This is a genomic window from Commensalibacter melissae, from assembly GCF_003691365.1.
In the GTDB taxonomy this organism is placed as follows: Bacteria; Pseudomonadota; Alphaproteobacteria; order Acetobacterales; family Acetobacteraceae; genus Commensalibacter; species Commensalibacter melissae.
On record NZ_CP033087.1, the window covers coordinates 551,030 to 565,487 of the forward strand.

At 35.0% G+C, this 14,458-nt stretch carries 13 protein-coding genes; 2 read left to right on the forward strand and 11 right to left on the reverse strand.

The window, feature by feature from the left end:
• Positions 1-16: 16 nt before the first annotated feature.
• From D9V35_RS02600 to D9V35_RS02610, 3 genes are read right to left on the reverse strand one after another with little or no spacing between them, the layout of a single operon-like run.
• Positions 17-826 (reverse strand): ABC transporter ATP-binding protein, encoded by an 810-nt coding sequence (locus D9V35_RS02600; RefSeq protein ID WP_122123252.1) that lies wholly within the window; start codon positions 824-826, stop codon positions 17-19.
• 10 nt (positions 827-836) lie between these two features.
• A complete protein-coding gene (locus tag D9V35_RS02605) occupies positions 837-1,949 on the reverse strand; it encodes a glycosyltransferase 61 family protein (RefSeq protein WP_122123253.1) in 1,113 nt (370 codons plus the stop codon).
• Positions 1,950-1,992: 43 nt separating this feature from the next.
• Complete coding sequence (locus D9V35_RS02610) at positions 1,993-2,820, reverse strand: ABC transporter permease (RefSeq protein WP_122123254.1); 828 nt, start codon at positions 2,818-2,820, stop codon at positions 1,993-1,995.
• Positions 2,821-3,133: 313 nt separating this feature from the next.
• Between D9V35_RS02610 and D9V35_RS02615 the strand changes: the two genes are divergently transcribed.
• The gene (locus tag D9V35_RS02615; protein ID WP_240993395.1) at positions 3,134-4,666 is read left to right on the forward strand and encodes a lytic transglycosylase domain-containing protein; all 1,533 of its coding nucleotides are present in this window, start codon (positions 3,134-3,136) and stop codon (positions 4,664-4,666) included.
• 906 nt (positions 4,667-5,572) lie between these two features.
• Here D9V35_RS02615 and D9V35_RS09320 read toward each other — a convergent pair.
• From D9V35_RS09320 to D9V35_RS02645, 7 genes are all read right to left on the reverse strand, one after another.
• Positions 5,573-5,740, reverse strand: coding sequence for a hypothetical protein (locus D9V35_RS09320; RefSeq protein WP_162988546.1), 168 nt, complete (start codon positions 5,738-5,740; stop codon positions 5,573-5,575).
• A gap of 160 nt (positions 5,741-5,900) precedes the next feature.
• Positions 5,901-6,557: an oxygen-insensitive NAD(P)H nitroreductase gene (nfsB, locus tag D9V35_RS02620; protein WP_122123255.1), complete on the reverse strand. Its 657-nt coding sequence runs from the start codon at positions 6,555-6,557 to the stop codon at positions 5,901-5,903.
• Between the two features lie 673 nt (positions 6,558-7,230).
• Positions 7,231-7,482 carry a hypothetical protein gene (locus tag D9V35_RS02625; RefSeq protein WP_122123256.1) on the reverse strand — a complete coding sequence of 84 codons (252 nt, stop codon included), beginning with the start codon at positions 7,480-7,482 and terminating at the stop codon, positions 7,231-7,233.
• Between the two features lie 140 nt (positions 7,483-7,622).
• The gene (locus tag D9V35_RS02630; protein WP_122123257.1) at positions 7,623-8,315 is read right to left on the reverse strand and encodes an SDR family NAD(P)-dependent oxidoreductase; all 693 of its coding nucleotides are present in this window, start codon (positions 8,313-8,315) and stop codon (positions 7,623-7,625) included.
• Positions 8,315-9,793, reverse strand: a complete 1,479-nt coding sequence (gene purF / locus D9V35_RS02635; protein WP_110438673.1) for an amidophosphoribosyltransferase — start codon at positions 9,791-9,793, stop codon at positions 8,315-8,317. Before purF ends, D9V35_RS02630 begins: the two co-directional genes overlap by 1 nt.
• A gap of 57 nt (positions 9,794-9,850) precedes the next feature.
• Entirely contained in the window at positions 9,851-10,516 is a 666-nt protein-coding gene (locus D9V35_RS02640) for a CvpA family protein (protein ID WP_162988547.1), read from the reverse strand.
• 202 nt (positions 10,517-10,718) lie between these two features.
• Entirely contained in the window at positions 10,719-12,452 is a 1,734-nt protein-coding gene (locus D9V35_RS02645) for a Na/Pi cotransporter family protein (RefSeq protein WP_110438675.1), read from the reverse strand.
• Between the two features lie 340 nt (positions 12,453-12,792).
• Here D9V35_RS02645 and D9V35_RS02650 point away from each other — a divergent pair, with 340 nt between their 5' ends.
• On the forward strand, positions 12,793-13,002 hold the full coding sequence (locus D9V35_RS02650) for a hypothetical protein (protein ID WP_122123259.1): 210 nt from the start codon (positions 12,793-12,795) through the stop codon (positions 13,000-13,002).
• A gap of 257 nt (positions 13,003-13,259) precedes the next feature.
• Here D9V35_RS02650 and D9V35_RS02655 read toward each other — a convergent pair whose 3' ends face one another.
• Positions 13,260-14,417 (reverse strand): polysaccharide pyruvyl transferase family protein, encoded by a 1,158-nt coding sequence (locus tag D9V35_RS02655; protein ID WP_122123260.1) that lies wholly within the window; start codon positions 14,415-14,417, stop codon positions 13,260-13,262.
• Positions 14,418-14,458 lie beyond the last annotated feature (41 nt).

A 14,458-nucleotide genomic window follows, 5' to 3' on the forward strand; every position in this document is an offset into this window, starting at 1 on the left:
ATATCATATTGAGTTTTTAGAAAGAATTTTCACGCATGTTTTGTTCATAATGGCTGACTGTCTCTTCCACTGATCCGTCAGCGTATATTTCTCCAGCCTTTAGCCATATTACACGGGTACACCATTGCCTGATGATTGGCATGGAATGTGTTGTTAAAACAACAATTTCTGCCTTATTGATTATATTTTCCAATCGTTGTCTTGCCTTACCCTGAAAATTGTTATCTCCAGCCATGAACCATTCATCCATTAGCAAAATATCTGGGGTTACAGATGTTGCCAGACCAAAGCTTAATCGCATCATCATACCTGCAGAATATGTCTTGATTGGCAAATCAAGAAATTCATGCAATTGTGCGAATTCCTCAACATCTTTTTCCAGGGCTTTGATCTGCTCATTATTGTATTTAAGACGTTTACCCCTTAAATAAATATTTTCTCTACCAGAGAGAATACGGTTCATGCCTGCATTAGTATCCAATAAAGATTCTATTATACCGTTAGTGATGATTTTTCCAGAATTGGGTTCGTATATTCCAGTGATTGCACGAAGCAGGGTTGATTTTCCTGCCCCGTTGTGGCCGATCAATCCAACACGCTCTCCCGCTTTTATTGATAGATTGATATTTCGCAATGCTTGAACTGTTATACGGTTAGCATTGTCAACCAGAATATCAGCACCTGTTTTCTGGTTTAAGGATTGTTGTTTAGAGATGAACTTTCCTGCTTTAGCAAATAATGTTTTTTTTAAGGAACGATGATTGCTATGATAAAGAGGGAATTGTAATGAAAGTTCCTCTAATTTTATAAAACTTGATTGAGTCATTGATTGGATTTTATAACGCTCTTACATTACGAACAGTTTTTTTTAAAAATTCTATATTGATATTATCTTTTAGCATGTCAATAAAGCAGTAGTTGATATTGTTTGTGGAGGCTATTAAAAAAGGCCAGCATGATATGCTGGATTTATTTTTGTTAAAAGAGGTCAATTCCAATAAGGTTGTGTCTTGTTGACAGAAATATAGATTAATCAGTTCAGGACAATGTGGGGCTATGATAAATTCAGCCTGTGAAAAAAGTGCGATTTGTGATTCCCAGTCCATATTCTCTAAATGGATAATGGGTAAATTCAATTCATTACAAGTCTGGGTCAAGATTGATTGAAAATGATCAGAAAAACAGGATTGATTTTTCTGGTTCGTTGCAATCAAGAAATTTGTGGGAAGGTCATTTTTATATCGGGAATTTTTGTTAATGAAATTGAAGATTCTTCTAGTGTCATGAAAATTAAAATAATCGTAAGGATAATGACTGTTTGGATGGAATAATGCTAGTTTTTTCGCTTTATATATACCGTCCTTCAAAAATATTGTACGAGAGTTTAGCTTGGCTTTTTCTAATGTGTTATCATATAATTCACGAGATATTGAATTACCAATGAATATATTATTGTTTCTATATTCAGGAATGGCAATTTTCATTGTTGTAGGTGTATATAAATTTGCTAGATAAGATTTTGACAGACAATATCCCATCCAATGGTCGTATTGCATCCATTTGGGATCAAAAGCGAGAAAAATTTCTTCTAATAATTGTGCATCATTCAAATCAATCTTTATTTGATCTAAAGACTGATTTTTACAAAAATGACGAGTTTCATCAATTAATTGTAAATCATTTGTTATAACTACACCATCGAATCCCTCTTGAATAATAAAATAAGCATTTTCAAGAATTGATAAAAAAAGATTTCCTTCAGGGATATAGGTTAGAATATCATTTAAATTGTTATTATGCGGATCAATCTCAAATCCTAAATCATTTAAATTTTGCCTTTCGTAAGCCGGGATCAAGGGATGACGCAAACGTTTTGAATGATTAACTGAGCTTTTCAATACGCCAGGCGGGCGAAAAGTAAAAATAGAACAATTTTCCTTAATATTCATAGTTCAATCGCTTTGTATATCTTATAAATAAATAGTTTAAATTTTATATCCAAAAAGCTAGCCTTGTTCTCGACCGTATAAACATTATCCAAGCAAGTCCCCATAATACCAAACTATAAGCTAAAGCGCTTAGATAAACAGAAATGGTAGGGATTTCTCCCAGAATAGGTCCCTTGATAATCTGCATCGTGCTGTATATTGGATTAAGCAAAAGTAATGATTGAAAATTATGAATCTGAGATGGCATCCACATGATCGGGGTAATATAATATACGATTTGTATCAGACTGTTGATTATTTGTGGAATGTCCCGAAAACGTGCACAAATACTTCCCAGCAAAATATTGATGGCGAGACTATTGATAATCCAAATAATAAATCCTGGTATGGATAATAAAATAATCGTTCCAGGCCATTTATGATAATAAATAAATACAAGAAAAGGAGTAATGCAGTTTAAAAAGGTAATCAGGAAATTCCTGATAACAGTACGGATTGCTTGCAAGAAGAAGGGAAGCTTTAATGAGTGGATGAAAGTATCTGTTTGTAGAAAACATTGACATGCATCAACAATCATACTGGCAATACCATTTTGCCAAAAAATTAGGGAAAAAGAAAGATAAGGTAGGTAGGTTTCCGTATGGATTTTAAACAGGGAACCGTAAATGAGACCAATTGCCAACATCATCGTCGCTGATGAGAATGTCATCCATATAGGCCCTAAAAGGGAACCCTTATAACGTAATTTGATATCTAGCCATGCCATTGAATAGGCCAGTTTCCACAATTTTAAACTTTCTTTGATATCGATCCAACATTGTAGATGTCGATAATAAAAATTCTGATTACTGGTTCGTATTTGCGTGGACATTTTAAAGATTAGACATCAATTCTTGTTGAAACAAAATATTTAGTCATGGTTTATCACAAAGAATAAAATATACACAAATCATTCTTCAAAAAATGACGGGGATTTTTTTTATTCTTATACTTTTAATAATAAGTTTTCTTACTCTATTGTAAAGAAATGCTTTATAATGTACACCTTAGATAGAATTCTTAAAGTGTTTATCTGGTTCGTACAAGTCTTTGCAATCCGAACAGCTTCGTAAGATAACACTGAAAAAAAATGGATTTATTTGGAAATAAATTCTTTATGGAATGTAGATAAGGGTAAAGGTATAATGAAGCGATCAGAAGATTTTACAGGATCTGGCGAAAAACTCAAATCTGGTTCAATGAAGTTGATTATTTCCAGACAAAACGAAAAACAACTTCATGATAAATCTCTTTATTTATCCATGGTTCGTTTTGGTGTGCTCGGATGTATTATTGGAATGTTGGCTGCATGTGCAAACAATGCACCCCGTCAGCAACAAATACCTATTGCTCAGGAAGTTGCGCATTATAAAGCGAATGCCCGTTCTTACTATACTCCACCAGGGCCTCCAGAGGATCCATGGGGGCCATATATTCAGGAGGCATCTGCTCGGTTTGATGTGCCTGAAATATGGATTCGGGCAGTTATGCAGCAGGAGTCTGGTGGAAGTTTATACCATAATGGGCAATTGGTAACTTCTGGTCCCGGTGCGATGGGGTTGATGCAGTTAATGCCCCCAACATATGATGAAATGAAAATTGCTTATAATCTAGGGGATGATGCTTATGATCCTCATGATAATATCATGGCTGGAACGGCATATATTCGTCAAATGTATGATATTTATGGCTCTCCAGGTTTTTTGGCTGCATATAATGGGGGGCCTGGCAGATTGGATGATTTCTTAACACATAATCGTACATTACCTTTGGAAACCCGACGGTATGTTGCCTCAATTGGCCCTCAAATTCAGGGTATAAAACCAAACCGACAATCGCAAGCTGATTTGATGGTAGAGGGTCATGAAAATGGTATGGGTGTCAATGCAGTTCAATATGCTGCGGCAACGCAAGCCGGATTTCAAAGAATGGCATTATCGCCTCAAGCTCAGGCAGTGCAGAATGCATGGCAAAATCGCCAGACAACAGAAACGCTTAATCAGGCCAGTCTTAATGGGACAAGCTCTGCAACAACTGATAGTTTGAACAGGCAAAGTTTACAAGGAGCGGGCTCAGCAGCGACACAAGTTGCTATGGCATCACCATTGCCTTCACAGCCTGCTGTATCAACCTATCCAGTTAAATGGAAGAATTTTGACACTCATCCAGTTGCTTCTTCAACTGCACCATCAGTCGTTACGCGTCAAGATGTTAAATCAGCATGGTTGGCTAGGGGATATCAATCAACCCAGGCACCAGCAATGCAATCGCGTCCAATGCCTGTTCAGGTTGCATCAGCTCCGGCAGCTTTGCCATCAAGATCAGAACGGAAACAATATTATAGACCCATTTCCTACCAATTTCCAGCTGCAGAGGCTTCTGTAAATTATAATCGTAAAAGAGGTATGAATTTAACTAAAAAAGAAAATGTGTCGTCATTATCAGGAAACTGGGGAATTCAGGTCGGAGCTTTTGCTTCATCAAGTCAGGCGAAAAATGCTATTGGTATTGCAAAAAATCGAGCTTCTCTTTTTTCAGGTAAGCAACAGGTACAAGTCGTTCAAAAAGGTAAAAGCAAGATATATCGCGCTAGGGTGACAGGATTAAGTTTAAATGCCGCCCAGATGGCCTGTAAAAAACTAACTGCTTGCATCATGGTAAAACCATCCAATAGTTAATGATTCTAAAATTTAATTCATTAGCTAATATTAAAAGCGTGCCAAATAATTATATGTCTAGTTCGCTTTTATTAAAAATTAAATTGTGAATATCTGCAATTTGGGTTCAGTTATTACCCGAAAAAAATTGAAGGTCTGTTATAATCTTACGGTTCAACTGTTCTACTGCAATTCATGATCAGTATGGATTATGCATAATTGTTCTTCCAATTGCAATGGTATTAGCTTGTATGACTTGCCAAAATAGTTTTGGCTTTCAATGGAAAGGATATTACAACAACAATAATAGTTGTAATGTCTGTTTGTTGTTTTAGTTTTCTCTGCAAAAAAAAAGCCAAAAACCTGGTTGGCAGGAATCAGCAGATCAAGGTCAAGATTGCAGATGAAATGTGAATAACAGCAAAACCTGGTTTTTCCAATCTTTTACTAAATAAGATGGATTTTTCCCGATTTTATTCGCTTTTGATTTAATCAGTATCGGAAATTTGCCCAAAAAGGAATGTTGGTAAAAATCTCTTTCTTACGACTTAATAAACCTCTAAAGGGAAACTCATGTGGTTAAATGAGTTTTTTTATATTAATCTGATCTGAGATTAGATAGTGGAGAAAGAAAATTATGTAGTAATATTCATTAACCGTATGAATTTCAATGTCATCCAAACCGATTATTTTTCCGTTTCTATTAATTAATAAAATCCAGATTTGTTTTTTTGATTACCCCTTGATGGTCGTTCCCGTTGGCACAGGAGAAACCAGAAAAAATGGCTGAAGGAACAGTGGTTTGCCAGCCATATAGGTCAAGATGGAAGAATAGGATGCATATCTTTGATTATGGGTTTTCCATGGAATATGAGTTGAAACTTTTCAATCAGCATAGACCAGTTGAATGGCGACTGACATTGATGATTAACGACGTATATAGAAATCAAGTTCATTTTTAGCTTGTTTTGCTTCTTCAGGCAATAATTCGACACAGTGAGGAGAAGTTTGTCTTTTAAGTGAAACAGCTGTTGCCTTAATAATTAAAAAATCAATTCCAGATTTAATATACTGCCAATATGAACAAGATGCCAATCTGTTTTTTTCAACATTGGCACTATATTGGCATAATGACGGTATGATAATACGGTTTTCCAGAGATAGGAATCCGATCGTTTATGGTACAAAAAAGTGAATCAATAATCTATTACTATTATTACACAATATTGTAATCGTTAAAAATCAGTTATCCTGATTAACAGAATGTAAAGAGTTCCTCTTTGGGGAAACGTGATTTAGGTTGTTTGGCGTTATAATCAGTTTTATCATGATAACCCAAAGTAATTACAAGAATACTTGTAAATCCTTTTTCTTTTAGGTGGAATTCTTTATCTAAAATATCTGCATCAAATCCTTCAATGGGACTGGCATCTATATTTGCTAACGAGGCACCTAGTAATAAGTTTCCAAGAGCAATATAACCTTGTTTTGCTGTCCAATTGGGAAGATCCTTTAGAATTTTTTTATGCAGATTCATATATCCGATATAAAGATTGATAAATTCTTCCTTGTTTAAATTTGGGTTATGACGGCCATCCTTAATTTCTTGTTCAATAATTTTGCGAATATAGGCTTCATCCATATCTGTTTTTGAACAAATAACAATTGTATGTGAAGCACGGTCAACCTTGTGTTTATTATAAAGGAATTCTTCCCTTACCATTGATGAGGCAACGCGCTTAATACCATTTTCCGTGGAAGCGACAATGAAGTGATAAGGTTGTGAATTAATTGAAGTAGGTGTGTAGCGTAAAAGGTCAACTAACTGATTTATAATATGATCAGGAATTTTTTTTGTTGGATCATATCTTTTAGCGGTAAAGCGACGGAGTGCAAATTTTTTGATATCCATGATTATCCTTACGTTAATAATTCATAATAAAATTATATACATGTAAAAAATGTATAATAAATTAATATATGCCTATAATCGTAAAATGAATGGAAAAAGAGATCAACCTTAAAATGGTCGGTTTATATTACGATTATTTAAAAGTGATAAAGAATTATGTAGTTACAGCCCGTATAATGATAGATAAGATATACATGCAATTCAATTCTTTAATTATTAATTAATTTACAACTCTAAGCTTGTATTGAGTGTTTCATGAAATGTTTTATTAATATAGAAATTTGCACTATAAAAATTAACTTGCCAATTTAAACATGTTATTTTTTAAAAGTGTATTTTTTCAAATTTTTTGTGTCCATTTATGAGAGTCAACAACATTTTAATTTTTCATAGTAAATAGATGAATAATTTGAAGATTAGGCAGTGTATTTAGATAAGATTTATAGCCATTGATGCTATTACTTAAATAGCAGATATGCGGGTTTAAGGTTTTACTAAATTTTAGATTTTATTTGGATGAATGCTATTGAAGCATCAATGCATAATTTTATTATAAGGATGAAATATTATAGATATCCAGGGGAAAATTTTGTAACAAAAAAAAGATAGGGTTTTACGGTTATTTTGTACAGTGGTATTATCTCAAAATATTTTATTAAATTTTAATAAGATATCAGTCAAAAAGGTTTTGACATTTTATTCTACTAAACAGAATTGATAGCGTAATAATCAGCAAGGTAAATAAATTTATCGAGGTTAGAGAGGAAAGATGCGATAATTTTATAGGAATGGGGCCTGTAGTAACAGATTGAGGTCCATAGGTTAAAAGGGTAAGGGCATAAAAATCAATAGTGAGAATATAAATTGTCCATGCGATAATACTGCTAAATAAGATACCATAAATGATACGGTTAAATTTTAACATGCTTCCTTCCTCCTTTCACAGGATATGATTTTTACATTTGTAATATCCCATTATTTCAAGTAGGTTTATTATTATATTGAAAATTATAAAAAAATCAATTTAATAAAGTGGTTATATCAATTAATTTTGACTTATTAACGTTATGGATTTTGTTTTTTTAGTAAAAAAGCAAGAATTATTTTTGCCGTTTTTTCTGGCGAATTAAGTTTATCTTTATCTTCCGCAGGAAAAAAGGATTGCCTTAATAAGGTTTTGGTTGGTGGAGGGGTAATGGTTTGAACATGAACTGTAGAGATATCCTTTATTTCTTCTTTCCAACAATTTATAAGATTTTGAATAGCTGCCTGAACAGAGGTGACTGATCCCCAAAATGCACTGGGTTTTGTTATCCCCTGAAGAAAAAGAGCTTGAGAATTTGGTGTGGCGCATAACAAGGGGGACAAAGTTCGAATAAGTTTCATACAGCTTGTAAGGTTGATGGAAATATTTTTTGACCAGTCTTGATCTGTTATTTGGTCAACAGGTGTAAGTGGCGTGTAATAAAAGGCTGCATGAATGAAAATATCAAGTCGATGGAATTGCTGGGCAATGGAAGGGCCAATATTATCAATTGTTGTATCGAATGGATTTTTGGGTTGCAAATCAAATGGAAATAAGGTGGCCTTACCACCTTTTTGGCGGATCATATTATCTGTCTGTATTAATCCTCCCTGCGTTCTTGCGCTGAGAACGCAGTGTGCACCAGCCTCGGCCAATGCTATGGCACAAGCCTGACCTATGCCACGACTTGCACCAGTAATGAAAGCCACTTTGTTTTTAAAAGACAGTTTCATTATTTATTTTGTGTTAGGTTCATGTCATGATCTGTAAGTTGAATAGGATAGTCTCCTGTAAAACATGCATCACAATATTGCGGCTTTTCGTTATTTCTTTCCTTTTCTTCCAGAGCTTTGTATAATCCATTGCATGAAATGAATCCCAGTGAATCTGCCCCAATCAATTTGCACATTTCATCAATATCATGTGTGTGTGCCAATAGTTTTTCTTTTGATGGAGTATCAATTCCGTAATAACAGGAAAACCGTGTGGGGGGAGAGGCAATACGCAGATGAACCTCGGCTGCTCCTGCAGCTCTGACCATTTCAACGATTTTTTTGGATGTTGTTCCACGGACGATGGAATCATCAATTAAAATGACGCGTTTGTCTTTTAAAATTGAACCGTTTGTGGAGTGTTTGAGTTTTACTCCAAGATTACGGATTTGATCAGTCGGTTCAATAAAAGTCCTTCCTATATAATGACTACGGATTATGCCTAACTCAAATGGAATATTGCTGGCTTTTGCATAGCCGAGCGCAGCAGGCACACCGGAATCGGGAACAGGAACAACAATATCTGCCTCAACGGGATTTTCAAGCGCGAGTTCGGCTCCAATTTTTTGACGTGCTATATATACGGATTTATTTTCAATAATGGAATCGGGACGGGCAAAATAAACATATTCGAAAATGCAAAAGCGATGAGAAATATTATGAAAAGGTTTAATGGAACGGATACCCTCATCATTAATGATGATGACTTCACCAGGCTCGATATCACGGACAAATTCCGCGCCCATGCTGGAAAGTGCACAGGTTTCACTGGCAACAACCCAGCATTCTTTTTCCTTATTCTGGTTGAGTTTGCCGAGTATCAGGGGACGAACACCTAACGGATCACGAGCGGCAATTAACATATCCTTGGAAAGGGCCACCAGAGAATATGCACCCTGAACCTGTTTTAAGGCATCAATAAAGCGGTCAATAACATTGCTGTAAAGGGAAATGGCAATCAAATGGATAAAGACTTCGCTGTCTGTACTGGATTGAAATAGGCATCCTCTGCGTACCAGGGATTGTCTAAGGAGTTGTGCATTGGTAAGATTTCCATTATGGGCAACAGCAAATCCACCAAATTCAAAATCACCATATAAAGGTTGTACATTACGAAGCTGCGTGGCACCTGTTGTAGCATAGCGATTGTGACCAATCGCAATTCCACCTGGTAATTTGGCGATAACCTGGGGATCGGCAAATACTTCACCGACCAGCCCCAAACCACGATGAATATGAAAATTTCCATCGTAAGTAACAATACCTGTCGCTTCCTGACCTCTATGTTGTAAGGCATGTAATCCCAATGCAGTCAATGATGCGGCATCCTGTGTTGTCCAGACGCCTACCACGCCACATTCCTCATGAAATTTATCATCTTCATGATCTGGGGATGTATGTATTGTTGAATAGGATATTGATTCGCTAGATTTATTCATCGCAATTCCGAAAATAAATGAATAGATAAGGGTTTTATGAGTTAAAAATGGCCATGATTATTGTGAGGGAGCAATTGAGGAATATCCCCCTTCTGGTTGAACAGCAGAAGGCTCATCATTATGCGATTGATCTGTCGAAGAGGATTGATGAGATATTCCATTATGTAATCCAGTTCCGTCAGGTATTGATACTCTTGGTGTCTTTGTTTGGGGGACAACAACATTCCGTTGCATTGAGCTTGGGAGAAGATTATTAATCAGGACAGCTCCCTGATATATATAGGGAACCATTTGACTTTCTTGAAGAGGTTCAGGCCATTGTGCGGCAGGAAAAATTATTCCGCCAATCAGATAGAGAATGGCCAACCCTGCATATCCCTTAACCCCACCACATATTGCACCAAGTAATCTGTCCAGACGACCCAAAAGGGAGATTCGTGCAGAATTTTGACCGACAACGGCATTTGCCAGCGCATTAATGACAATACAGGTCAAGGCAAATATAACAATAAAGGAGGCAATATTTGCCAAATTTTCAGAGTTTACGTAAGGCGATAGCTTGGGGGCAAAATCGGGATACCAGCGATTGGCCAAGCTGGCTGCAATAATCCATCCAAATAGACCTATACATTCACGAGTAAACCCTCGCGTAAGACCGGATAAGGCACCAAGGATAATTACACCAAGACAAACAAGATCAATCCAGTTCATAGAATTAAGCACTTGATTAACTTATTCCCTTTAATAAGATTGTAAAGCGGTATTAGTAAATAAACAATTCATTTACCGCAATGGGTAAATAAAAAATATTTTTATAATTTTTAATTACAAAAAACAAATAACTGTAAATTGTTTGATAATCATAGATCTCAATTATGAAGGTGGTTGAACTATATCATAAATAGAAATTATTTTTCAGAGTTTTTCAATCACGGGTTAATATATTATCTTCACGTTGTAAAATCTTGATTGGATCATTGTCGTAATTTTCTGTATCCTCTTCAGGTTGCAGACGGCTGGGTAATAGCATTCCATTCTGATCCAGAACAGGGTAGGCGGCTGAAGCTACAACATGAGTGTTTGTACGTTTTAAATCACGGGCTAATTCAATCATGAATGAACCATACTGAATCTGGTTTTTTTTATCGTCTGTGCTTTGTCGAAGATTTTCATAATAGATAGCGATAACTTTGCTTTCAATTTCACGGAATATATCCTTCTCTTCGGCAAGTTTACGGGCAATATTCTCGTCTTCATTAATCAGCAAGGTTGCTGTTGTATGCAGATTTTTATGGATGCGTCGCATCATTTTTTGCAATGGATCCATCATGGGTTTTGGTAAAATGATTCTTTGTTTAACCATTTTCTGTACGGTTGAAAGAACATTCCTGTCCAGGACATCACCCGCATTGGCAATTTGTGTACAGAAGGTTAGGATTTTTTCCACCTGATTCAATTCATTTTGATTCAAAGCTTCGGGATCCAAACCGGTGACGTAACTTTGTATTGAGTTTGTTAATTTATCTAGCGTATTATCAAAACGTCGTGCGGCGCTGGCAATTTGAGGCGTTTGATTTTTAAAACTATCGTCAACACCATTCAGCATTTTTTCCAAAATATCACATAAACGCAATGATTCTCGGGTTGCATTGCCAAGGGCAAGAATAGGTGATTGTATGACGGATTTATCAAGATAGACCGGTTTTGAGGGATCCTGAACGGTTTCCTCTTTTGTGCGTGGAAATATTTTTTTTAGTAAATTGGCGTAGGGGGTTAGGAAAGGCAAGAATAGAAGTGCCGTTGCAATATTAAATAATGTGTGAAAATTGGCGATAGATCGGTTGATATCAGGATAGTAATATGTGAACCAATGGGTGAGTGGATGAATAAAGATAAAGACAATGGCCGCACCGATAACACGGTTTATTAAATTTCCCATAGGTAAACGTTTGGCAATCACGTTTTTTCCTGTTCCCTCTATCACGGGATTGAGAGCGGTACCGATATTGGCGCCCAAAACCATGATAAAGGCTGTTTCAGCAGGTATGACATTGTGAGAGGCGAAGGACGCTATTAGCAATACAACCGCCACGGAAGAATGCATAATCCAGGTCAGGATCATTGATAATAAAATTGTAATAAAAGGCATATCTGTAATGTTGCCCAATACTGTACGAAGCGCTGGTTGGTTGGTATAGGGATGAAGGATTACCAGAAATTGATGTAGGGAGATCAGAATCAGGCCTAATCCGATGAAGACGCGTCCAAAATCACGGATATGATTAAGACCCCGGCGAAACATGATGACGCCTACCAAAACAAAAAGGGGTGCGATACGGGACACGTCAAATGATAATAGCTGGACAATTAGGGTGGTTCCAACATTTGCCCCCAGCATAACCGCCAATGCAGAAGGTAGTCCGATTACCCCATTGGCGGCAAATCCAGTGATCATAAGTCCCGTTGCAGTTGAGGATTGCAAGATTGCAGTGATACCTGCACCTGCGATAAAAGATTGGAATCTGTTTCGTAACATGGTTGACAGGAAATGGTTTAACCGTGCGCCAAACGCTCGTTGCACACCGGTTTGAACCATATGAACACCCCATAAAAGCAGGGCGACACTACCAGCAAGATCAATTACAGTAACAAAATTCAAGGAATATCCTCTTTTAAAGTTTTAAGTTATTGAAGTTAGAAGAAAAATTTTTTTAAATAAAAAAAAGTTATAAATTAAAATTATATAAATAATTGAAAAATTCCTTGTCAAAAGGTGAATATAGCATAATTTTATGCGCTTGAAATTAAACTTTCCAATTTAATTATCGAAACTGTCGGATTTAAATTTTGAAAATATTAGTAGTATCGGTTTTCGTTAATTGGGATATTTTGATAATATATTGATTTTTTTTGATATTTTTCAGGAAGAAAATTGCTTTTTCATCATTTATATCATAAATTGAAACAATTACTATTTCTATATAAAGGAGAGTATGAATATGTCAGTATCGGATCATGATTATATCAATTTTTCACAAGATGATGAATTGAATTATATTTTAAAAAAATATCATAAATCTCAAACGCATGAAAATCGGGTTGAACTGAAAAAACTTGGTCAAGCCTATAAGGATGAAACAAGGTCAAAAATGCTAAAACATGTTGAGTTTTATCCTTATCTAGAAAAACACTTAGATAAATTAAGATAAACTGGGGTTGAGGATGATAAGGGATTATATGTTTTAAAAAAATTGTGGTAAGGGATTAATTTTTTAAATAGTAAAAGGTGATAAAGCCATCACTATGTTATTGTTATGCAAATTATAAATTATTCTAACCTTATCACAATGTTATTGAATATAAATATAAGATTTAAATTAATTATTTATTGTTGTGAATCGAATAATTGATTATTTTTTTTAATAAATACCATTTTGCTAATTTTAAATTCTATTTATGGAATGATTTATAATGGAAAACTATCAATAATTTGGTTCTTGGTGTTTTCGAGTTTATCAAAATAGCTTAAATCAAGTTGTCTTAATGGAATATGATTTAAATTTTTGAATAAAACGGGGTTATAAAAATTTATTTCTGTACGATGTATGCCTGCGAAATAATCAAAGAATTTCCATTTTCCTCCATCATGCAATTTATTATCCCATAACCAAATATTTGGGATATGATAGCTGTCTGCAATAACAAGTCCATGTAAACTGCTGGATGCAATATATTTGCAGGATTTTAGCTGGTCAATAAAAACGTTAATATCAGGATCGGTGATATCAATAAAAAGAGTATTGGGTGTATTTTGTAATATTTGCTCTACCCAGCTCTTTTTATATTGACTGTGATGAACAATAAGACCCCAGTCATATTTTTTTTCTTTGTTGGGGTTATATATACGGTCACATATTAATCCAGGATCCCCATAAGGTAATCTACATTTATGTGAAGTGAAGGATTCATGGGTCAATGGTCCACGTAATAAAGAAATCTTGAATAATTCAGTAGGTAATGAGGAAGGTGAAAGAGTTCCGCTCCCCCATACAGGATAAATTCTGTTTCTTGGTGTTGCCCAGTTTAAAATGCTGCCTATTCCGATTAAGTCTGTGTTTTTTAAATTGGTTCTACATATTATTTTTTTACTTAAATATCCAATAATATATAAATTTAGTTCATCACCTATATTTGTGAACTGTTTGTTGCGCCACCAATACAGATTAACAGAATTGTTCATTTTTTTGTTAACCAGAGTGTTGAATTGGTTTATATCAAATTTTATTTTATGTGCTTTTTGAAGCTTGAATTTCTTCCATTGTTTATTTTTTAGCTGTACAGTTTGAAATAATGTTTGATGATGATGTGTTGTAATGGGAATATTATAATAACAACAGTTTAATCGTCGGGAAATAAAAGAGTAATTTCCGGGAAATTGATGTTTTATAATAACATGATCAAACAGGTTTTTTTTATCATGGATGAATCCTGTTTTCATATCAGTTGTGGACAAATAAACAGGGTGGTGATTGTTTTTTTTCTGAACCATATAGAGGTGATGGTTTAGATAGCATAAAGAAGATTCTTCTTCAGTTCTGCAGATTATAAAATTTTTAAGTGACATAGTTAAAAAAGTTTTTAACCTAATTTAAATTTTGTCACCTA